General features: G+C 58.8%; 13 protein-coding genes and 9 pseudogenes. 11 read left to right on the top strand and 11 right to left on the bottom strand.

Features of this window, described 5'->3' with window-relative positions; genetic code table 11:
- Both JQ624_RS36070 and JQ624_RS36075 read left to right on the top strand, forming a co-directional pair.
- On the top strand, positions 1-198 hold a 198-nt coding region (locus JQ624_RS36070), incomplete at its 5' end, for a hypothetical protein (RefSeq protein ID WP_212423639.1).
- Positions 199-621: 423 nt separating this feature from the next.
- Positions 622-1,334 (top strand): annotated as a pseudogene (locus JQ624_RS36075) (IS5 family transposase).
- Positions 1,335-1,358: 24 nt separating this feature from the next.
- Here the strand turns inward: JQ624_RS36075 and JQ624_RS39855 are convergent.
- The 5 genes and pseudogenes from JQ624_RS39855 to JQ624_RS36105 all read right to left on the bottom strand — a co-directional run.
- Positions 1,359-1,835: pseudogene (locus tag JQ624_RS39855) on the bottom strand (glycosyltransferase family 4 protein); the annotation flags it as partial.
- A 327-nt stretch (positions 1,836-2,162) separates the two neighbouring features.
- Positions 2,163-4,499: a non-hydrolyzing UDP-N-acetylglucosamine 2-epimerase gene (gene wecB / locus JQ624_RS36090; protein WP_212423642.1), complete on the bottom strand. Its 2,337-nt coding sequence runs from the start codon at positions 4,497-4,499 to the stop codon at positions 2,163-2,165.
- Positions 4,500-4,585: 86 nt separating this feature from the next.
- Positions 4,586-5,713: a hypothetical protein gene (locus JQ624_RS36095; RefSeq protein ID WP_212423643.1), complete on the bottom strand. Its 1,128-nt coding sequence runs from the start codon at positions 5,711-5,713 to the stop codon at positions 4,586-4,588.
- A gap of 177 nt (positions 5,714-5,890) precedes the next feature.
- The gene (locus tag JQ624_RS36100) at positions 5,891-7,072 is read right to left on the bottom strand and encodes a hypothetical protein (protein WP_212423644.1); all 1,182 of its coding nucleotides are present in this window, start codon (positions 7,070-7,072) and stop codon (positions 5,891-5,893) included.
- Positions 7,073-7,227: 155 nt separating this feature from the next.
- The gene (locus JQ624_RS36105; protein WP_249130344.1) at positions 7,228-8,622 is read right to left on the bottom strand and encodes an undecaprenyl-phosphate glucose phosphotransferase; all 1,395 of its coding nucleotides are present in this window, start codon (positions 8,620-8,622) and stop codon (positions 7,228-7,230) included.
- Between the two features lie 370 nt (positions 8,623-8,992).
- Between JQ624_RS36105 and JQ624_RS36110 the strand changes: the two genes are divergently transcribed.
- The gene (locus JQ624_RS36110; protein WP_249130345.1) at positions 8,993-10,405 is read left to right on the top strand and encodes a polysaccharide biosynthesis/export family protein; all 1,413 of its coding nucleotides are present in this window, start codon (positions 8,993-8,995) and stop codon (positions 10,403-10,405) included.
- 88 nt (positions 10,406-10,493) lie between these two features.
- Here JQ624_RS36110 and JQ624_RS36115 read toward each other — a convergent pair.
- A pseudogene (locus tag JQ624_RS36115) lies at positions 10,494-10,910 on the bottom strand (NAD-dependent epimerase/dehydratase family protein); the annotation flags it as partial.
- Between JQ624_RS36115 and JQ624_RS36120 the strand changes: the two are divergent.
- Positions 10,888-11,094, top strand: a complete 207-nt coding sequence (locus tag JQ624_RS36120; protein ID WP_212423646.1) for a hypothetical protein — start codon at positions 10,888-10,890, stop codon at positions 11,092-11,094. The pseudogene JQ624_RS36115 and the gene JQ624_RS36120 overlap by 23 nt on opposite strands.
- A gap of 56 nt (positions 11,095-11,150) precedes the next feature.
- On the opposite strand, the gene JQ624_RS36125 is transcribed toward JQ624_RS36120, so the two are convergent.
- Positions 11,151-11,537, bottom strand: coding sequence for a hypothetical protein (locus JQ624_RS36125; RefSeq protein WP_212423647.1), 387 nt, complete (start codon positions 11,535-11,537; stop codon positions 11,151-11,153).
- A gap of 183 nt (positions 11,538-11,720) precedes the next feature.
- On the opposite strand from JQ624_RS36125, the gene JQ624_RS36130 reads away from it, so the two are divergent.
- On the top strand, positions 11,721-12,188 hold the full coding sequence (locus JQ624_RS36130; RefSeq protein ID WP_212423648.1) for a VanZ family protein: 468 nt from the start codon (positions 11,721-11,723) through the stop codon (positions 12,186-12,188).
- 355 nt (positions 12,189-12,543) lie between these two features.
- Positions 12,544-12,804 (top strand): annotated as a pseudogene (locus tag JQ624_RS36135) (transposase); the annotation flags it as partial.
- 254 nt (positions 12,805-13,058) lie between these two features.
- Here JQ624_RS36135 and JQ624_RS36140 read toward each other — a convergent pair.
- The 4 genes and pseudogenes from JQ624_RS36140 to JQ624_RS36155 form a co-directional block, all read right to left on the bottom strand.
- Positions 13,059-13,643, bottom strand: coding sequence for a DsrE family protein (locus JQ624_RS36140; RefSeq protein ID WP_212423649.1), 585 nt, complete (start codon positions 13,641-13,643; stop codon positions 13,059-13,061).
- Positions 13,644-13,678: 35 nt separating this feature from the next.
- The gene (locus JQ624_RS36145; RefSeq protein ID WP_249130348.1) at positions 13,679-14,203 is read right to left on the bottom strand and encodes a hypothetical protein; all 525 of its coding nucleotides are present in this window, start codon (positions 14,201-14,203) and stop codon (positions 13,679-13,681) included.
- 104 nt (positions 14,204-14,307) lie between these two features.
- Positions 14,308-15,348: a TAXI family TRAP transporter solute-binding subunit gene (locus JQ624_RS36150; protein WP_212423656.1), complete on the bottom strand. Its 1,041-nt coding sequence runs from the start codon at positions 15,346-15,348 to the stop codon at positions 14,308-14,310.
- A 623-nt stretch (positions 15,349-15,971) separates the two neighbouring features.
- Positions 15,972-16,355, bottom strand: a pseudogene (locus JQ624_RS36155) (SDR family oxidoreductase); the annotation flags it as partial.
- Here JQ624_RS36155 and JQ624_RS36160 point away from each other — a divergent pair.
- The 5 genes and pseudogenes from JQ624_RS36160 to JQ624_RS36180 all read left to right on the top strand — a co-directional run.
- Positions 16,353-17,060: pseudogene (locus JQ624_RS36160) on the top strand (amino acid--[acyl-carrier-protein] ligase); the annotation flags it as partial. The pseudogenes JQ624_RS36155 and JQ624_RS36160 sit on opposite strands and share 3 nt — an antisense overlap.
- 82 nt (positions 17,061-17,142) lie before the next feature.
- Positions 17,143-18,420, top strand: a pseudogene (locus JQ624_RS36165) (O-acetylhomoserine aminocarboxypropyltransferase/cysteine synthase family protein); the annotation flags it as partial.
- 24 nt (positions 18,421-18,444) lie between these two features.
- Positions 18,445-19,536, top strand: coding sequence for a homoserine O-succinyltransferase (locus JQ624_RS36170; protein WP_212423657.1), 1,092 nt, complete (start codon positions 18,445-18,447; stop codon positions 19,534-19,536).
- 188 nt (positions 19,537-19,724) lie between these two features.
- Positions 19,725-20,566 (top strand): annotated as a pseudogene (locus JQ624_RS36175) (acyl-CoA acyltransferase).
- A 17-nt stretch (positions 20,567-20,583) separates the two neighbouring features.
- Positions 20,584-21,461: pseudogene (locus JQ624_RS36180) on the top strand (branched-chain amino acid aminotransferase).
- Positions 21,462-21,508 lie beyond the last annotated feature (47 nt).

Genomic DNA, 21,508 nt, shown 5'->3' on the forward strand with positions numbered 1-21,508 from the left:
CTCGCTCTCTGCCGCCGGTTGCTCGATGCCCATCACGCCACGGCCGATTCCGAGTTGGCGACCGGTCACGCCAAACGCGATCGACAGAGCAGCGCCTGTGACTTTCTCATCTGCCCCGATTGCGGCGGCACCATGCGGCGGATCGCAGCCGTGCCGCGCTCCTCCGCCCATCAGCCATTCCGCTGTGATACGTCATGATCTCATCGCTGCCTGTTATCGTCGTCACTGCCGCCGAGCTTGCTGCGCAAACTGTCGCCACCCCGACAGCTATGCCAATCGAGTGCCGCAATCCCCACTGCGGAACCGGCCGACGCATCAAACTGATGTCCTTCTCACGCCCGGCACCCGATCCGCGAGGTCGTCCTTGCCAAAATAACCCGTCGCGTCGGTTGCGCAGCTGTTGTCAAAGTTGCCCCGGCGGCACACCATCGCCACTATCCCCATAGTGCCCAAACAACCGCGGCTTCGTTCAATCCGGCTTCTACGAGGTCGCGCCCGCGCGCGTCCCAGGCCCCGCCGTGCCCACGACCTCACAGAACCCTCAAGATTCTCATCCGGGCTTGGTTGTGATTCAAGCTGCGGATGGACCGATTCGTTTTGACTGACGCCCAATGGGCGAAGATGGAACCGCTTTGTCTCGGCAAGCCGAGCGATCCCGGACGCAGCGGCAAGGACAACCGGCTGTTTGTCGAGGCGGTGTTATGGACTGCCCGTGCGGGCAATCCATGGCGCGATCTGCCGCGCGCTTTCGGCCACTGGAACAGCGTGTACACGCGTTTCCGCGATTGGGTGAAGGCGGACGTGTGGAAGCGCCTGTTCGACGCGGTCTCGGACGAGCCGGACATGGAATATGCCATGGTCGACGCCACCATCGTCAAGGTCCACCGCCACGGACAGGGCGCAAAAGGGGGACTCAGAGCCAGGCCATCGGCCGTTCGAAAGGCGGCATGACCACCAAAATCCTGGCGCTCACCGATGCGCTCGGCAATCTCGTGCGTTTCGTGCTGCTGCCCGGACAGCGCTTCGACACCGTCGGCGTGCCGCCGCTCATTGAGGGATTGGCCTTCGATGCGCTGATCGCTGACAAGGCGTTCGACAGCAACGCCATCATCGCCGAACTCGACGCGCGCGGCGCCAAGGTCGTCATCTCCCAGCATCCGCGTCGCGCAAAGCCTCTCGCTATCGACGAGGAGATGTACAAATGGCGGCATCTCATCGAAAACTTCTTCGGCAAGCTCAAGGAATTCAAACGCATCGCCATGCGCGCCGACAAGACCGATCAAAGCTTCGCTTCCATGATCCATCTGGCTGCCGCCGTGATAAACTCTCGATGAATCCCAACAGACCCTAGCTCGAAGGGCGGGATTAATTAGAAGCCGCTCTAACGCCGAAGCCAGAACTGGCGCATTGTTCACGGGCACCAAAAGACCTGTCATTTCGTGCTCCACAATCTCTGGCAAGGCTCCGACTGGGGTGCACACAACCGCTAATCCGTGAGCAAAAGCCTCCACCACGCACATTGGCAAGCTCTCGACCCAAGACGGTAAGACAAGAATATCAGCTGCCTGTCGTTCAGCCGTTACAGAATCGTCGTCGAACCATCCGGGTACTTTCACGCGTTTGGCCAGCCCACGGCGTTCGACCAATATACGTGTCTATGCTACTGCTCCGTCACCAGCGAACGTTGCTTGCCAGTCATTGCGATGCCGAATTGTCTCGAACGAATCGAGGAGATCGCTAATTCCCTTGGTTGGGCTAAGACGGCCGAGAAACAAGATCTTGACCGGGCCATTGACGTGAAAATTGCCACGCTGCTCCTTGGTCGAATTGGGCATAATAACTATGCGTACGCGCTTGCGGTTTTAGAAAGGCTTATATGAATGACATCGATCCCCTGCCACGCTTGCAGGCAAACTATTTTAAGAAGGGCCCATGCTAACACGATGGGCGACAGATATATATATATTCGCTCCGCGACTAACCACGAATTGAAGAGCAACATTGACACGCGGACGCTCGCGAAACTCGTGTCGAATGGCATCCATCATGCAATCGATACCGCCTCGTCCTCCCTCGCCTAGGCGCGTTACCTCCACGACGTTGAGCCGCGACGCCGACTGCTTGCGAAATTTGCTGAACATCTGTCGAAGGGCCCGGTCAGGCTATCGATCGTTTATCTTACGTCGCGAAGCGCGTCGAGGCTCTGCCTCAATTTTCTCCTTTGTCAGAAGCAATGCGGTCGATGACCGTGTAGAATCGCACCAGTCAGCGTTGATCAACTTGTCAAACGAAAGCAGCGGAGATTCGAACTTCCTGGATGCGTAGGCTTTATGATTTGAAAGTATGACCAACACGTCCGCCCAACCGTCGACTTCTTCTATGGGGAAGAGCTGGAGATCCCAATCCTTCACGAAGGGATCGTGGCAACGGATTTTGTATTTTTTGGAGAGAAGCTTTGCGACTGCCAAAGCCGGAGTTTCGCGAGCATCATCGACGTCCGGCTTGTAACTCACTCCCAAGATTCCGATTTTCTTAACGGCCGGGCTGATCTTGTTCTGAATTCGCCCAACGGTATGCTTCGGCATCTCGTCGTTCAGTGTGCGCGCCGTTCTGATAAGATTCAGCTCGCCGATGTCTTCGGTCAAAAACCACGGATCGACGGCGATACAGTGGCCTCCGACGCCGATTCCCGGTTGTAAAATGTTGACGCGCGGGTGTTTGTTGGCAAGCTTGATCGCAGCCGAGACGCTGAATCTGAACTTGTCGGCTATCAAAGAAAATTCGTTCGCGAGAGCGATATTGACGTCGCGGAAGGTGTTTTCCATCAGCTTCACGCACTCGGCAGTCACGAGATTGGTCTGGTGACTCGCGCCCTTCGTGAATGTCGAATAGAGGCGCGCTGCTCTTTGTGCTGCTTCCGGCGACGTGGCGCCGATGATGCGGTCGTTGTGCACGATCTCATGTAGCGTGTTGCCAGGAATCGCGCGCTCCGGGCAATGCGCTACTTCGACTTTCAAATTCTTCGATTGGAGGATTGGAAGTACGACGTCTTCACAAGTCTTCGGTTTGATCGTCGATTCGATGATGAGGAGATTTCCGTTTTTCATGACGGGGAGCAGGCTGTTCACGGCCGAAACAACGAAGGACAAATCGCACTTCTTGTTGTCGTGCGGAGTCGGCACGGCCACAACAAAAACATCTGCCGTCGCAGGCTTCGTCTGAGCCTTGAAGTTTCCAGTCTTCAAAGCCGCCGTTAACAATTCCGAAATACCGTGTTCTTCGAACGGGCAGCGGCCGCTGTTGATCTCAATCACTTTCTTCTCGCGGAGGTCAAAGCCGGTGACCCTTACGCCCGCTTTCGCAAGTAACAGGGAAGTCGGAAGTCCCATGTAACCAAGGCCCACAACGCAAACGGTATCCTGCGTTTGCGGCACCGGTCGCACATGTTGGCCCATGATGATGTCGATAATTCTCTCGGCGGTGTGGCCGTCTCCAAATGGATTCGTCCAAGGGCTCATCGGGCGATTGAGAGCCGCAACCATCGCCTCTGCATTTCGGTGTACCAAAACATTCGCGCCGACGTCGACGGTTTCGGGCCGTTCCGTGGAATCGCGAATCGTCACGCAAGGTACGCCGAGGATACAAGCTTCTTCCTGGACGCCGCCGGAATCAGTAATAACGGCCGTGCAATTCGAAAGCAAACTCAGGAAATCCGAATAGCCGACTGGATCGGTCCAGGCCAGGTTCCCAGGCAAATCAATTTTGCTTTCCTTGAGAACTTTCTGGGTGCGATAGTGGATCGGCCAGCACACCTGGCCTGGGATTTTCCCAATCAGTTCGATGATTTCCTTCAGCGCATCCGGATCATCGACGTTCGCGGCCCGGTGGGACGTAAGGAGGTAATATCCCTTTGTTTGTAATTTCAGTTCGGAAACAACCTGACTCGTTTTCTCCGCGTGAACCCGGTGAGAAAGCAAAGCGTCGACGATCGTGTTACCGACCTTGAAGATTTTCGACTCCGGAAGACCTTCGCTTTTCAGGTAACCGACCTGCAAGTCGGTGACGGCAAAAAGATAATCCGAAATATGATCGGCGATAATGCGGTTGCTTTCTTCCGGCATGGTTTGGTCAAACGAGCGCAATCCAGCCTCGATGTGCCCGACCTTGATATGAAGTTTGTTCGCCGCTAGTGCGCCAGCCACCACGGTGTTCGTATCTCCTTGAACGAGCAATACATCGGGTTGCTCCGACATCAGGATCGGCTCAAGCGTGATCAATATGCGGCCCGTTTGGTTCGCGTGACCGCCGGAGCCGACATTCAAATTGTACTTCGGTGCGGGAAGATCGAGTTCCGAGAAAAAGATCCCGTCAAGTTTCTCCGAGTAGTGTTGCTTCGAATGGATGATGAAGTAATCGAGCTTTCGCTTCCGGCATTCGCGAATGACCGGCGCCATTTTGATGATTTCCGGGCGAGTTCCAACGAGAATGGCGATTTTCATCTTTTCACCCTGAGCGGTAAGCGTGATCTCCGCTTCCTTTAATCCCGACGTCGCTTGCACAAGGCCGTCTTGTGTGGAATTGGCTACTACTCTAGAAACTTGGCTGCCAGATCTCGATTTCGTTCAATCGCCAAGGCCCGCAACGATTCAACGCATGGATCGCCGTTGACAGGACCTGACCGAGCCACGGCGAGTATTGCATTGACAATCGCGGAACTGTCGTGAGGAACGCATATCCCACTCTCAGCTCCCTCTGGTGCGACGCCAAGGTCAGACTGGCTCCGCGTTCCAGAGACGAACACCCACCGATCAGAGCTTGTCAGAACATCCGTGAGCTTGCTCGGTAGAAATGGACTATTGCTCCTCATGTTTGCTTCAACGATCAAGTTCACCGATGCTATACTTGCAATGTATCTGCTGAGCGTATCGGACAGCGGACCCAAGAGAGACACACCACTCCCGAACTCACCAAGCTCCAGGCTTTGCTTTAGGTTCTCGCAAACGCTGCCGATGAACGTGAACGATATCCCATGAGTCTTGATACACTCAATTATCGCCGTTTTAAGTTGGGGTGTGAAACGTTGCTTGGATAACTCGCCGAGATGAACCACCGAAGATCGGACGCGTTCGGCTATTTCCTTTGATGGAGTCTCGATGATCTCATCCGCAAGATGGCTCGCTATAGCCAGCTTGTTGGAATTCCGTTTTAGCTCAGGATAGTTACCAAACATGAACTCCACAGCGGACGGATTTGTGTATAGGACTCGATCAAAGTCAGTATATATTTTTGAGATTAAATACCTATTGTAGTTGCCGGCCAAAGGAAAAGCAAAAGTACCGTAAGGTCTCGGCAGATTCCAATAAGGCCACGGGTCCGAAAAAAACGCAACTCTTCTCATCCCACTGAAACGTTCGAGCTGCAGCCCGAGCAACGGGATAAAATAAGGTTGTGCGATGAAGATTGCGATGTCGGGATGGAATTCCTCCACACGACGACGTAGAGCCCCGATCATCAAATCAGATTTTGGATATATGAAATTCTGCGTGAACTCCAAAGCCGCCCTTTTCAGCACCTTCGAATGAAATAGGTTCACCTTTTGGACGGTGGTTTGTATCGTCGTCGAGGGGAGAAACCGCACCACCTCCATCTCATCGGGAAATTGCGTACTGCCCATCTGCCCGTCCAGGTTCAGATCAAAGGAAAGAACGGACACGACATTACTCTTCGCGCTGGCCAGAGCTCTGGCCAACCTTCTATTCTGAACCGCTCTCGCGTCTGTTCCATAAAGGAACGGTCCGCAGACAATCAAGACTCTCAGAGGTCACTCCCATTTTGCTTGATCGAGAACGCCAAGCAGCTGATCGAGCGCGGCCGTGATGTCGTGGCTAGCTTATCCTTCTGGGCCGCGCCTAATCCCGGCGTGCGCTGCTAACGCACCGGCCTCCTCCCTCGGGTTCTGGCGTCTAAGTGGTGACAGGGCAGCGGGTGTATGGTTCTCATTGGCCAGAGCCGCTTCACCTTGTTGAAGAACCACCACAGACGACACCGTGGCGCCGTCCCCGCTGGGGCGGATGCCTCGATCTGACAGATCGCGCAGCATTCCGACAGCGATGCCAAGAAGTACCCCGCCGACAATCGATATTCCAAGCACGAGTCCCGCTTTCGGCGAACTGGCGGTCAAGGGACGGGACACCTCACTGAGCAGGCGCGCCTCGAACACCGGCGAGGATTGCTGTTGCATTTCCTCCATATAGCGCAGCATGCGGAGAAAATTATCATAGGTCCTTGTAGCGGTATCCGCAGCAGCTTCCAGTTCGCGGAGCTCACTCGCCTTCAATTGCGATGGGAGTGCGTCCGCATCGACAGGACCCGCGGAATCCTTCCCGTTCTTATAGTAATCCGCCACTGCTTTCTTGGCAGCTGACGCTTGACTGCTTAGTTCGTTCATCCGATCCTTGACCCATTTCTGACTTTGAAAAGCCGATTTGTAGTTTTCGATTGGAGCCATAATATATGTGTCAGCAACCGTGCTTAAGATCTGCGCCGCTCGATCAGGGTCGGGGGAGCTGAAAGTAATCTCGACAATGTACGTAACGCCGACGCGCTTCACCGAAAGCTTGCGTGCGAACGATTCCACGGCATATCGCATCGCACTAGATTCCGTTTCTGGTTTCCTCCAACCGAGCAGACGGGATATCGACCTGGCCATGCCGCGCACGACGCCAGCTTGCCCGGCAAATTCCGGATCCTCTGCTAGACCTAGTTTCCGTATCACGGCACGTGCGATACCCTGAGACTTTATGATTGCGATCTGACTTTCCACATTCGTTGACACGAAGGCCGGGTCTCCTGGAGCCGCTTTCGTATCTATGACGAGTTCCGCGTTGGCGGTAAACGTTGGTACTGCAGCAATGAGGTAGAGTACGGCAGCGCCAATCGTTACGCAACACGTCAGCAACGTGATCGAGGAGTGTCGCCGTATGAACGCCACCACTTGTGCCAGGGACTCCGCGGGCGAAGCAAGTTCAGGCGGCATATTCACCGAACGATCCGTTCTATTAGTCTGCAGCATTTTCTCGCACCAGCGCTAATGACTACCGAGGGCTCCGCACATCAGATGAAACTCACCGCCAGGTGGGACACGACGGATGCCCAAGTCCAACACGCTCCGCTCGCTTACTGAATAAGTTAACAAACAAAAGGTCGGTCAATGGAAGATGCAGCGCGTTAATACGCATTCCAATACACCTTTCTGGAAAGGAGAGTCATAACTATGATTTTGAGATCGAGAAGAAGTGACCAGTTATCGATATAGTAGAGATCATGCTCAACACGACTCTGCATCTTCTCGAGAGTATCGGTCTCGCCGCGGAAGCCGTTGACCTGAGCCCAACCGGTAATGCCAGGCTTGACGTTGTGGCGACGGGAAAATGACGAAATTAGCTCGGCGAACGCCTCGTTTTGCGCGGTCGCGTGTGGACGGGGCCCGACGATGGACATGTCGCCGACCAGGACATTGAACAATTGCGGAAGCTCATCGATATTGGTGTGGCGCAGGAGGCGTCCCAGACGGGTCACACGTGGATCGTGTCTGGCGACCTGCGTGAAATTGTCGCCCTGCTCCATTACGGTCATCGATCGGAATTTCAGCACGCGAATGGGCTCGTTGTTGTAGCCGTGCCGCGTTTGGCGAAACAGTACCGGCCCACGGGAATCGAGCTTGATTGCAATCGGAACGATGACGAAGAGGGGGCTAGCCGCAAAAAGAGCAGCGATTGCCACGGTGACGTCGAATGCTCGCTTAATTGCTCGGTTCAACGGAGTAAGGGGGGACTGGAAGATGCGCATCGTCACCATGTTGCCGAACTGGGTCATGCGCGACACGGCCATCAGACCGATAGCGCCTACAGGAACCACGTGAACGTCGACGGGTAGGTCTGATAGGGCGCTGGCAAGCGTGAGAGCAGACGGAACATCCGATTCCGAAGTCAAAATGACAATGTCATCCGCTCGGAGGGGCCGACACTCCGCGACCAGTTGGCGGGCATCAGGTAGCACTTTGACGGCGCCGGGACGCGCCGGTGCCGAGGAGTCGACGCAAACCGTCGGAAAGTCGAACGAGCGGATGGTCCGAATTCCGGTGGCCATAGCTCGAGCGGAAAAATGCAGGCAGTGATCCGGATCTCCGACAAGAATAACGCGCCTGGCGTCGATTAGCCCTGACGCAATGGCACGCTGCAGTAATGAGAACCATATTGTCCGTGTGCAGAGGACTGCGAGCATGACACTCACGCCTTGGACGATGACGGTAGCGCGCGAGTAGTCTTTTGAGATTTTCAGAATGAATATCGTCGAGATGAAGAAGGAGAATACGAGGAAAACGCTACTGGCGCCGCTCCACAGGAACACGTGGCGGGGTTGCGTCTGGATCCGCGAATATTGCCGGAGTCCTATTGATACAAGCAATTGCAACGTGGAAATCAGAATGGATTCCGGGATGTACTGGGCGGGGTCGGGCCAGAGCAGCAGGATCAACCGATAATAGACGACGGCTGCGAAATAAGCCGCAAAGGCTACGAGCAGGAATTCGGTGCCTGCTGCCACACCCAATAGGGCAGCCAACCTGCCCCTGCCGGCGGTTGCCCGGAATGCCCTGCCGACATCGACCGAATGTACGGGAAGATTGGTAGAGGCCGGCAAACTGGTAAAGGACGCATTCCTCATACACTGGCACCCTCTGCGTATCCTCAGCTAAATCAGTACATTCCGGGTCAATGAATTGGAATTGGCAAAAAATGGGTAGCTACGATGGTCCATTGAGCCGCGGCAGTGCGGCTCTAGAATTCCGGCAGCAGTATTGCCCGTCCCAATGGGTCCGATGGGGATGCGAATAGAGGACCGAATAATTGAACTTTGGTTTTGCGGATCGCCTGTCTGGACGGATTGCTGGAGCAGCAGCGATGTGGACGTGCCACAGAAGGATTTCGCCCCGATGACCAAGTCCGTACAGCGAGCTGCCACCATGCCGAACTCCAGACTGCGCAATTGTTTTCATTTCGAAATTTTTGGCAGCAACCTAGGCCGTTCCATAAAGTGGATCCTGGCGGCTGTTGGCTTGACAATTTCCGTCACTCAAGCAAAGGCCGAATATCGAGTAAGTATTGGAGATGTACTGGAGGTCGCGGTGGCAGGCGTACCGGAGCTACGGAATCGTGTTGCGGTCCAAATGGACGGAAACATTTCGTTGCCATTTGGCGGAACGCTTCCAGTAGCCGGCCTGCACGTACCGCAGATCCGGGCCAAAATCGGAGCCGCACTGGCGAGCAAGGTGTTTCGACGGCGGACTCCGGATGGCCGTGAGGTCGTCATCGTGATAGACGCAGATGAAGTCACGACGATCGTGGCGGAATACAGGCCAGTCTACGTGAATGGGGACGTGTCGAAGCCGGGTGAGTATCCTTATCGTCCAGCCACCACCGCGCGCCAACTCGTCGCCGTGGCCGGCGGCTACGATGTCATGCGCATCAAAATGAACAACCCGTATCTCGAGTCAGCAGACCTGAGAGCCGAATATGGATCGCTTTGGACGGAGTTCGCCAAAGAGCAGGCGCACTTGTGGCGTATCAAGACGGAACTCGGAGAGGCGCCCCAGATCAGTCCAAGCGCTGTGACGGACGTACCGATAGCTCGATCGGCGATTTCGGAAATCCTCAATGCAGAAAAGGAATATTTGAAGACAAAGCAGAATGACTATCAGCTGGAGAAGGCGTACCTTCAGCGCGGGGTGCGACAGGGAGATGATGAGGTCCGGGTGCTGTCAGAGCAGCAGAAGAAGGAGGAAGAAGGATTTCAATCGGACCTCGAAGAACTGCAAAAAGCGACCGATCTGTTCGCCAAGGGGAATGCGACCAGCCCGCGCGTTACGGATGCGCGTCGCGCGGTGTTGCTGTCATCAACCCGGAAGCTGCAAACCTCCGCGCAACTGCTGCAGGTCAAGAAGCAGCAGGACGAGTTTTCGAGAAAGCTGACAAAGCTCGACGATCAGCGGCGACTTGACCTGCTCCGTGAGCTGCAAGGCACGAGCTTAAGGCTCAACCAAATTCGCGAGAAGCTGCAGAGCGTCGGCGAGAAGATTCAGTACACTGCGATGGTTCGATCACAGCTCGTACGAGGAGCCGGCAGCAATCCAGACATTGCCATCATTAGAAAGGGCGAGAAAGGGCCGGAACGGATTGTCGCGAGCGAAGACACCGAGTTGCAGCCGGGTGACGCGGTCGAGGTCACCCTGCGATACCAGGATGTTCCTGACGTACCTTCCCGAAAGGTAGGCAGTTCAAGCGCCCCATCTGCGACGGGCCGGACTGACGTGACCGCAGCTGATTCGCCGCGGGTCGGCAGCAGGTGATGAGGACCAGAAGCGGCGTGATCGTCGGGACCAGCAGATCCAGCAAAACGGGCAATTCGCCTTCCCTTCGACGGCATGAAACAACCGGTCAGCTTGCATCATCAGGAACGCGCGCAACTATGAAGTTCGTACCGCGATAGCCATTCAGATTTCTCATCTGCCAGCGCCAATGGTCGGCACACATCTGGGTCAAGGATCGCGTTGATTTCCAACCCAATACTTCTTCCGCAAGCGTCGGGTCGGCATAACAGATTGCAACATCGCCCGCGCTGCGTTCGCCGATTGCATACGGAATTGACCTGCCGCTCACATCCTCGAATGTCCGAACCACCTCCAAAACACTGCTGCCGGCTCCTGTCCCGAGATTGACGGTCAGCCCGCCCGGCTGTTTCAGGTGGCTCAAGGCACTCAGATGTCCCGATGCAAGGTCGACGACATGAATGAAATCGCGGATTCCGGTGCCATCCGGCGTGTCATAGTCGTTGCCCCAGATCAGCAGCTTCTCGCTGTCTCGCGACCGGCCCCGCGTCGCCTACTACACCTCCGGATGGGATGAATGCCTGGTCGTGATCCTCGGCGGCATGGGCGAAGTTCACGCCGTCACCGTTTATCACGCGCACGACAACAAGATCGACAAGCTCGCCGAAATCACCGCTCAGGATTCCATCGGCATCCTCCCAATGGAATAATCGAAGCCTTCGCTTACGAAGTTCCGGAAACCATCGTTCACGAACGCAATGGCGGTCTACGCCAACGGACGATCGGTTGCGCAACCTCGACCATCTATCTGAGTCTTTGCCTCGCTCACATTCGACATGCCGACCAGCGCAGTGGACGACACAGAAGGCCCCAGCTCTGAGGGTAGATGAGGCCTTGCGGCATGGCGGCGTGGCAAGGTCTCGGGCAATTCGTTCTCGGTGGCTAGGCCGTCGCGCTCGATGTTCACGTCATCGCGGATTTCAACGCGCTCGAAGTTCAGCTCTGCGCCTTCGACGTGCTGGCCGTAGGTGGCAAGGATCTCCGCAAGCTTCCCCTCTCGATGCGCAATGTACCTCGAACAACTGCTGGCGCGGCGTCCTGAGGGCGTCTTCTTCAATCCATGGCGGGTTGCAATGGCGCCTGCGACGACCATAGCCGGTGGAACTCAAGAGGAGTGCCCCTTTTTAGCAACTATTCCACCCGGTTCACTTGCGTAGGCTGGCCCCGCGTACCGGCTTTACGGCGCGACCCCGGTCCTGAGAGCAGGCCGCTATGGCAAGCTCTGCGCTTGGGCTAGTTACGCAGGCAGTAGAGCAACGCCGGGAGGAAAAACCTCATGTTTCAAAAACTACTTAAGTTCGCTGCATGGGCCGGTCTGTGTGTCATTGCTTATTCGACCCTGTCGCCGCTTAGAGATAGGCCGATTTTGCTGACCTCGGCGAAGCTGGAACATCTTGCAGCATTTGCCATTCTCGGCACGCTCTTCTGCTTAGCCTATCCCCGACGCACTCTTGCCGTCCTACTCATCGTACTTGGTAGCGCCGCATTGTTTGAGCTTCTGCAGTTTCTTACTCCGGATCGCCACGCGAGAACCTTAGACGCACTCCAAAAAATGGCTGGAGGCGCCGCAGGCGTTTTCGCTGGCCTCGCTGTCCTACGTTTCGATCGAGCACGTTTCTGGTTGTTGCGCGCCTCAGACACCCACCCACGCCTTGAAATCCGCTGCGAGGATATCCCGCGTCGTGCTTCCCGAACTGTCGAGAAGGCCGCCAACATTAGACATCGCACCAATTTGCACGATTGATCGACGCGTCGCCAAGCCGTCATGTGCGGCTGTTATCGCGAGATTGTCATGGCGTCCTGGAAACTCGTCACGGCGACTTCATTCCCCCCGCACGCGGTCCACCACGATAGTCCGGCCCCATCAAGCCGTCAGGCCAGATTTGCCAGCTGACGGCCTTGGGACCAACGACGCCCTCTGGCCGGGTACCGTAAGTTCCCCATTTCGCAAGGAGGATCGTAGGTTTCTGCGAGCGCGAAGTTCGCCTGGGCGCTCCCCATCTCGACTGCGCGCTCGAGTACAAGCCGCGCCCTATGTCGCCCTCCTGGAGTAGCGCGCTCGCGCGCGCAACCAACCTTGTCGCGACGTCGCGCCGTACGATGACGATAGCGGCAAACGGAAGGGCGAGCGCCAGATCAAGGGGGGACGCCGCAGGGTTCGCAATCTGTTCTACATGGCTTGCATGGGAGCTGCGACCCAGCACAACCCGGTGCTCAAGACGTTCTTTCGCCGCCTGACCGCCAAGCGCAAAAAGCCAAAGGTTACCCTGGTCGCCTGCATGCGCAAGCTGATCGTCATTCTCAACATTATGATCGCGCGCCGCGAGGAATGGGATGCCAGTCGCTATGCGGTGGTTTAACGAGCGCGCCAAGCCGCGCTCGGCATTCGGCCGAGCGCCTGCAGGCCCAACAGACCTGTGAGCGGATGGGGTCAAGGCCGGCAGCCGCCGGAGGCGGTGGCGCGCAGCCGCCAGCCTTGAGCCCGGCCGATCACAGGTCTACGTCAAAAACACAGTAGAGATATCCGCAGGAAGCCCTTAGCGCTAGGCGCAGCGGAGCACCATCGATGAGCATTGTGGGCGCTGGAGGCTGATCTCCGGATCCAGCACCTCGCTCACGGTTTCACATAGGACCATCCCTTCTCCTGCAGCTCCATCACGCGTACGACGCCTGATTTTACCACCTCGGCCTGAGGAACGATCGCGATGTCCTTGTTCTCGGCCTTGCGCATTCTTTCCTGGGTGTTGCCGCAGGCCTTGAACGACACCTCCGGCGTACTCAGCATCATCTCCTCGATACGAGCCTTTACCGGCGACGTGTCGTCGCGCAGCATATGCAGTCCGGGCCCAAACGTGACCACCTCGACTTTCACCTTCTCGCCGAGATCCTTGTAGTACTGCGCAACATTCGTTGCGTTGTTGAGCGCGAGGTTCATCGCGGCGGGGTCGTTTGTGTTCACTTGCAGGATCAAATGATGCGCTATGGATTCGGGTGCAGCCCGGGCCATGGCAGCAAGGGGGGCGCGCTTCTGCATCGGCGTGGCGGGCTTTGCCGCAACGCCCGGCTGGAGCGCGGCGTCACCCGCCATTGGCGACACCCGGTACCGTCCGCTCTCCTGCGCCGCGGCGAACGATGCGGCGAACAAAACCGTGACGGCTCCTGCCGTGGCTATCTTCGCAATATGTTGAAACATGTTCATCGAACTCTCCTATGCACAAACTTCATCAAACACCATCACCTGTTCGGATTCGCGACTGGGTGCGACCATTTGCACGCAACAACCATCTTCGCGCGCACCGCTTCCCACCCGCCGAGCGAAAACGTTCCATCCACCGCGGTTCCCGTGCGGGGCGCAAGGTGGACGCTGAGGCTGCCGGCGTCCGGAAGGGACTGCAGCAAGGAAATAACGTCGCCCCCAAACGCGACCCCAGCCCCCGACGCTGGCGGTGCGGCCGCGATCTGCACCTGCGGACCGTTGTTGACACGATAGGAAATCGCGTATCCGTTGCCGCGGCCTGAAATGCCGGGTCCTGCGACCACCAATTCGGTCCGCCCCCTGCGGCAGCGAATGGAAAGCTTCATAACGGACTCGACCGCACCATCATCCGACAAGGTCGTGGCGGTGGCGACTGGTGAATAGTCGACTGGCGAGGTCGTTTGGCTGACGATCCAGTTGTCTCCTTTGGAAGCCGCCGGATGCGCAGGCGCGATCGGCGGCGACGCCTTGTCCGGGCACTCCATCTGTTCGGCGCGCTCCATCGGGCTGCAGTCGCGAAGCTGCGCCGCCGGATCTTCTGCCCCTTGCGTCCAGGCAATCCCGCTTGTGAGTGCGATTCCAGCAACAACCAGGATGGCTGCGCCTCTCATTGCGATGCATGCGTTGCGTGCGGCCGTCGTTCGAGCCACGCTTGCGCCGCGGGGAAGCGCGCGAGGCCAGGAACCGTCGCCGCGAGATTGATCGATTTCCATTTCGGGTCGAAGCCGGGCTCCTGCAGCTTGCCTATCCGCGAAAACAGATGGTCGACGAAACGTGCGATGCGCTGGAAGCGGTTCGATTTCGCCGGAAAATTGAAGGCGACGAGAGCGGTCGGAACGGCAATCGTCGTTACAGGTTCGCCCGGCTTGATCAGATTGGGATAGTCCGCCGTATCGAGCACGGCGGGCAGATAGTAGTCCTCGAACTTGCTGTCATAGGGCATTGGCAAGAACCTGAACCCCGGCTCCCAACGGCCTCGTAGGAAAGCATCTACCGGCTTCGAGGTAATGAAGACGACCGCCGCTATCTCGCCCTTACGCATCTGCTCGAGCGCGACCTGATGCGGGATGAACGTCTTTTCCACCTCGAGGCCGAGCCGACTGAAGATCAGCGGGCCCGAATAGGCCGCTGCGGTGCCCTGGGTATTGAAGTTCACTTTCTTGCCGGCGAGATCGTTCAGACTCTGAATCTCGGGACGAACGAAGATATGAAGTTCGGACGGGAACAGATTCAGCACGTAGGCAAGCCGTTGCTGAATATCCGGCACCTGGCTTTTATATTCCTCCAGCGCGTCGGAATTGATGATCGCGGCGTCGATGCCGCGCAAATAGAGCAGTGAATTCACGTTTTCCGTGGCGCCGCGTGTCACGATCGGCAGAACGTGCAGATTGTGTCCGTCATCTACGACACGGGCAATCTCCGCCGCCAGGCGGATTGGCGCACCTTCGAGAAGGCCTCCCGCAACACCGACCGTCCAGGCGTTCATCGCCACCTGCGGCTTTGGCGGCGGCTCGCGAGCCGCCAGACGAACGCCTTGCAGCCGGGCATTTTGCGTCTGTGCGTCCGCAGCAAACGGCTGAATGATCACGGGCAAAGACGCTAATGTCACGAGCAGAAGTCGCGGACCTAAACCATCAAACCAGTTCATCAGCCAATTCCTTTCCGAGCTTTGAAGGCGCTGCCGCCCTCCCGGCGCAGAAAACTCTGTGCTACGGATGCAGCGCCTCCATGCGAGCCTTCGCCTCCTTGGTCCCCGCGGCATCAGCCTTCGCATAAAGATCTCGCGCCTTGAACGCATCGTCTCGTGTGCCATAAGCGCCCCTCTTGGGAAGTATCTGCGGATCGTAAGTTTCAGCGAGGATGAAGTTTGCCTGGGCACGGCCAATGTGCCTGAGATCTCGTAGGCGACACCTACGTCATCCTTGCTTGAGAGTGATCGCTCTTTCATTGGGTGACCCATCTGCAATCAACCGCCGCACGGTGTGATGGCCTATTCCAATGCGTTATTACTCACTTTATGTTATGCACTTCGGTTGCCCGGCAATTCTATTCCTCGCATGTAGGACCCGCGCATACCATTCCGAGTTAGGCTGCACGTCGCGGCGCCATCGCACGAACCCGATTGGCCAATGCACCAGCGTTCGCGCCTCGTCCCCCATTATTCCGTTAGCCGCTTGCTGCGCGAAACTCTTAAGGGGTACGTCCAAGGAAGCAGCTCCCACATCAGGCGATGCGGTGCGCCGCTGGGCGTGTGCCGGCCGTCGCAGACCATCAGGCGGTGTTGCCGGCGTCCACAGTCAAAACGGTGCCGGTGATGTTGCGCCCGCCTTCTCCGAGGAGATATTCGACCATGGAAGCGACGTCGTCGGCCTCGGGCAAGCGGCGCAACGCGCTGCGGCCGGCGATACGCCGGCGGCCGTCGTCGTCCAGGGACTTGGTCAGTTCGGTGTCGACGAAGCCGGGCGCGATCGCGTTCACGGTGATGCCGAGCTTGCCGACTTCGCGGGCCAGCGAACGGGTGAAGCCGCCGGCTGCGGCTTTGGACGCGGCGTAAACGGACAGGCCGTTGTAGCCGGTCGAGGCGATGATGGAGGAGATGTTGACGATGCGCCCGGCGCCGTCGGCCATCATATGGCGCACCACGTATTTGGTCAGAGCTTCCCGAATCTGCTGGGCTGCGTCTGCGGCCTGCACGGCACGGAAAACGAGATCGACGTAGCGGTCGGCCGCTTCGATGCCGGGGGAGACTGGACCGCGGCGCTGTCGCCGGCCGACCTCGTGCTGTCGCCGGCCGCCTGCTATCCCGTCTATCCGATCGCGGCGAGCCGCGGTCCGGTACCGGCGGAGGGCTGGCTCTTCGACGTGGCCGCCGATTGCTTCCGTCGCGAGCCCTCGCGCCATCTCGACCGGCTGCAGTCCTTCAGGATGCGCGAATACGTCTGCATCGGCAGCCCCGACCACGTCTCGGAATTCCGGGAGCGCTGGATGATGCTTGCCCAGGAGGTCGCCAGCGATCTCAGGCTGACCTTCAGGATCGACTACGCCAGCGATCCGTTCTTCGGCCGGGTCGGACGGATGAAGGCGGTGAGCCAGCAACAGCAGGCGCTGAAGTTCGAGCTGCTGGTGCCTCTACGCTCCGAAGAGCAACCAACCGCCTGTATGAGCTTCAATTACCACCGCGATCATTTCGGCGTCACCTGGGGCATCGCGGATGCCTCCGGGGAGCCGGCCCATACCGCCTGCGTGGCCTTCGGAATGGACCGTCTCGCCGTCGCCATGTTCCACACCCACGGCAGCAACGTCGCCAGATGGCCGACCGCGGTGCGGAACCTGCTCGGCTTCCCGCGGAACGATCGCTAGACGATTCGGCATTCGAGGAACTCCGATGCTCCAACGAAATCCCGAGGTAGCCCGCGCCCGAAGCGCCGAAGGGCCAACCTCCATGAAGAGAGAGACCATCGCCGTCCACGGCGGCTTCGACAACGATCCGGCCACCAAGGCCGTCGCGGTGCCGATCTACCAGACGGCCTCCTACGCCTTCGACAGCGCCGATCATGGAGCCGCGCTCTTCAATCTCGAAGTGGACGGCTTCCGCTACACCCGGATCGGCAATCCGACCAACGCTGTACTGGAGAAGCGCGTTGCCGCCATGGAAGGAGGCATCGAGGCGCTCAGCGTGGCGTGCGGTCAGGCGGCGGTGAACTATGCGGTGACCAACATCGCAGAGATGGGCACCAACATCGTCTCGGTCCCGCAACTCTACGGCACCACGCATACGCTGTTCGCGCACATCCTGCCGCGGCAGGGCATCACGGTCCGGTTCTCGGAAGACGACCGTCCGGCGAGCATGGAAAGATTGATCGACGACGAGACGCGCGCGGTGTTCTGCGAGAGCGTCGGAAATCCGGCAGGAAACGTCTGCGACATCGAAGCGATGGCTGGGGTCGCCCACAGGCACGGCGTGCCGCTGATCGTCGACAACACGGTGGCTACCCCGATCCTGCTAAGACCGATCGAATACGGCGCGGACGTCGTGGTGGAGTCGCTGACGAAGTTCATGGGTGGGCACGGCACCACGCTCGGCGGCATCATCGTCGACGGCGGCAAATTCCCGTGGGCGGAGCATGGCCGGCGCTTTGCGATGATGAACGAGCCGGAGAAATCGTACCACGGATTGGTCTTCACCGAACGCTACGGGCCCGCCGCCTACATCGCGCGCTGCCGCGCCGTCTCCTTGAGGAACACCGGCTCCATCCTGGCGCCGCTGAACGCCTTCCTGTTGCTCCAGGGCATCGAGACCGTCGCGTTGCGGATCGAGCGCCACGTCGAGAATGCCGAAGGAATCGCGCGGTTTCTGCGCAACGACCGCCGCGTCGGATGGGTGAACTACGCGGGCTTCCCCGACAGCCCCTATCACGCGCTGACACAGAAATATCTGGGCGGCCGGGCATGTTCGCTACTGACCTTCGGCGTAGCTGGAGGATTCGAGGCCGGCAAGCGGTTCTATGACGCGCTGAAGCTGGTCAAGCGGCTGGTCAACATTGGCGACGCGAAATCGCTCGCCTGCCATCCCGCATGGACCACGCACCGGCAAATGTCGCCGGAAGAGCAGAAAAAGGCCGGCGTGCGGCCCGAGATGATCAGGCTGAGCGTAGGAATCGAGCACGTCGACGACATCATCGCCGACCTTGATCAGGCGCTCCATGCCGCGGATCGAAATGCACCCAGCCATGAACGCATTCCGATGCCTGTCCTAGTCGACATAGACTCCTACGACCACCACCTCCTCTCGAGAGCACCGAGCGGAAGCGCCGCCGCAAAGGCATCACTGGGAAACCGGGCGGAGTGCCTCGATATCGGGCTGATCAACAACATGCCGGATGCCGCCTTGATGTCCACCGAGCGCCAGCTGTTCGACCTGCTCGACGCGGCGGCCGGAACGCTGGTCGTCAGGCTGCACTTCTACACGATGGAGACGACGCCCCGTTCGGAATGGGGGCGCGATTACGTGCGTCGATACTACCGCAGCACCGACGATCTGGTGATCGGCAGCCTGGACGGAGTAATCGTGACCGGCGCCGAACCGAGAGCTTCCCGCCTGACGGACGAGCCATATTGGACCGCCCTCGTCCAGGTCATGGATTGGGCCAGGGAGAATACGATCTCGTCGCTGTATTCCTGTCTCGCCGTCCATGCGGCCGTCCTGCATATGGACGGCGTGGAGCGCCACGCGCTGCCTGCCAAATGCATCGGTGTCTTCACTCAAACGAAGACGACAGATCATCCCTTGATGCACGACGTTCCCGCGACTTTCAGAATACCGCACGCCCGGTGGAACGAGGTGCAGGAGGAAGCTATCGCGAGCTGCGGATATTCCGTTCTCACAAAGTCGGCGGAGGCTGGCGTCGATTGCTTCGTCAAGCAACAGAAGAGCCTTTTCGTCCATTTCCAGGGCCATCCGGAATACGAGACCCAGAGCCTGTTGGGCGAATACAGAAGGGACATGGGCCGGTTCCTCCGGGGAGAGAACGAAGTCTGTCCGACGATACCGAGAGGTTATTTTGGCACGAAGGCGGAAGAGATCCTGACCACCTTCCGGCGAACAGCCCTTTCGGACAGATGCCCTGAGTTTTTCGCCGATTTCCCGGCCGATCACCTGGCAAAGAATCTGAGAAACGTCTGGCATCTGCCGGCCAGGCGCATTTACCGCAACTGGCTGCTGTACATAGCGTCGCAGCGTGCCACACGTTCAAGGCCGCTGGCCCTTACCGGAAGAAGCCGAACGAGGCCGATCTCGGACCGCGGCGGATACCGCGCATTCGGGCACCATGGGTAACGGTAGGAGGCGCAAGAAGGGGCTCGCTCTGTAACCGGAATTCCGGCTCGTCGCCACAGACGCAAGCTGGGGGCCGCCCGATCCGGAGATTCCCGCGCCGGACGACGGCCGCGATCCGCTCGCCGGGCTCTCGCTCGCCGACCTGCTGACGAAGAAGCGGGATCGGATCGTATGACGGAGTTCGGACCATGATCCGATGCCGCGAGATAGGAAGCGCCGATCTTGCCGCCGTCGCCGATCTCTTGACGCGCGGCTTTGAGGTCCGATCGCGCGACTACCGGATGGAAGGGCGCGAGGTGCCCGAGGGTTTCCCGCGCTTTGGCTACATGCTCGACCATGAGGGGACGCCCGTTGGTGTTCTGCTGCTGATCTACGCCGCGCGGGACGACGGCGGCGGGACCTGCATCCGCTGCAATGTTTCCAGCTGGTATGTGGAACCCGCCTTCCGCAACTATGCGCCGATGCTGACCAAGGTCGCGCAGCGCCACGAGCACGTCACTTACCTCAACATCAGCCCGGCGCACTGGACCTGGCCGACCATCGAAGCCCAGGGATTCCGTGCGTATTGCGACGGCTGTTCTTTTCCTTTCCCGCGCTGTCGCATTCGGCGAAGGGCATGCGCGTCGAGATCGTGCAGCAGGACGCGCAGACCATCGACGGCTTGCCCAAAGCCGACGTCGCGCTGCTTGCTCGGCACGCTGCCTACGGCTGCCTCAGCCTGGCGTGCCGCGCGGCCGACGGCCGCGGCTTTCCGTTCGTCCTGCAGCCGATGCGTACCCGCCGGATCGCGCTACCGGCGATGCAGCTGATCTATTGCCACGACGTGGCCGACTATGTCGCCTGCGCCGGCGCTATCGGCCGCTTCCTGCTCCGGCGCGGCCGGATCGCGGTCGCTCTCGACGCCAATGGCCGCATGAAGGACCTGGTCGGCTTCTATCGCGAGCTGCGCGGCCGCAAATACTTCAAAGGTCCGCAGTGCCCCCGGCTTGCCGATCTGTCGGATACCGAGCTGGTGATTTATGGACCGTAACTCAGTCGCCTGTACCGATCAGCAAGTCCGTCAGCCATTCGCGGACATGGACGTTCTTCAAGGGCCAGTGGCACGAGGGCAATGTGCCGATCATGGGGCCACGCACCCATGGGCTCTGGCTCGGCTCGACCGTGTTCGATGGTGCACGCGCTTTCGAAGGCGTTACGCCTGACCTGGACCGCCATTGCGCCCGCGTCAATCAATCCGCGGTCAACTTCGGGCTCAAGCCGATCGTCGATCTCGACACGTGGCAGGGTCTGGCGCACGAAGGCATCGCCCGGTTCCCGGTCAATGCCGAGCTCTACATCCGGCCGATGTATTGGCCACAGAACGGCGTCGGGGGCGGAATGCTCTTCGATCCGGAAACGACGGACTGGTGCCTTTGCATCTACGAAGCGCCGATCCCGAAGCCTGTCGGCAGCGCGATCACGCTGTCGCCGTTCCGCAGACCAACCGCCGAATGCGCTCCGGTCGGTGCCAAGGCCGCCTGTCTCTATCCGAACTGTTCGCGTGCGCTGATCGAGGCCGCCTCGCGCGGCTTCCAGAACTGCCTGATGCTGGACATGCTCGGCAACGTGGCTGAGTTCGGCAATTCCAACGTGTTCATGGCGAAAGATGGTGCTGTCTACACGCCGGCGCCGAACGGCACCTTCCTGAACGGCATCACCCGGCAGCGGATGATCGACCTGTTGCGCGGCGAAGGCGTCACCGTGATAGAGGCCACGCTGCGCTATGCCGATTTCCTCGCCGCGGACGAGATCTTTTCGACCGGCAATTTCGCCAAGGTCGCGCCGGTGATCCGGATCGACGACCGGCAGCTCAGCCCGGCCCCTTCTATGTGCGTGCGCGGAAGCTGTATTGGGATTTTGCGCACGCGGTGAAGCTTGCGGCGTGAGACGGGTCGGTGCGTTATCCAGTCGATCAGGGCTGGTGATGGTCGTC

This window comes from Bradyrhizobium sp. AUGA SZCCT0283 (assembly GCF_018130385.1).
Classification (GTDB): domain Bacteria; phylum Pseudomonadota; class Alphaproteobacteria; order Rhizobiales; family Xanthobacteraceae; genus Bradyrhizobium.

Excerpts from the sequence above, each read along its gene's own strand:
- JQ624_RS36170 (WP_212423657.1), top strand. The coding sequence starts at position 18,445 with ATGCCTGTCCTAGTCGACATAGACTCCTACGACCACCACCTCCTCTCG.
- JQ624_RS36100 (WP_212423644.1), bottom strand. The coding sequence starts at position 7,072 with ATGCTGCAGACTAATAGAACGGATCGTTCGGTGAATATGCCGCCTGAA.
- JQ624_RS36145 (WP_249130348.1), bottom strand. The coding sequence starts at position 14,203 with ATGGAGCGCGCCGAACAGATGGAGTGCCCGGACAAGGCGTCGCCGCCG.
- JQ624_RS36110 (WP_249130345.1), top strand. The coding sequence starts at position 8,993 with ATGACCAAGTCCGTACAGCGAGCTGCCACCATGCCGAACTCCAGACTG.
- JQ624_RS36130 (WP_212423648.1), top strand. The coding sequence starts at position 11,721 with ATGTTTCAAAAACTACTTAAGTTCGCTGCATGGGCCGGTCTGTGTGTC.
- JQ624_RS36140 (WP_212423649.1), bottom strand. The coding sequence starts at position 13,643 with ATGAACATGTTTCAACATATTGCGAAGATAGCCACGGCAGGAGCCGTC.
- JQ624_RS36150 (WP_212423656.1), bottom strand. The coding sequence starts at position 15,348 with ATGAACTGGTTTGATGGTTTAGGTCCGCGACTTCTGCTCGTGACATTA.
- wecB (WP_212423642.1), bottom strand. The coding sequence starts at position 4,499 with ATGAAAATCGCCATTCTCGTTGGAACTCGCCCGGAAATCATCAAAATG.
- JQ624_RS36125 (WP_212423647.1), bottom strand. The coding sequence starts at position 11,537 with ATGGTCGTCGCAGGCGCCATTGCAACCCGCCATGGATTGAAGAAGACG.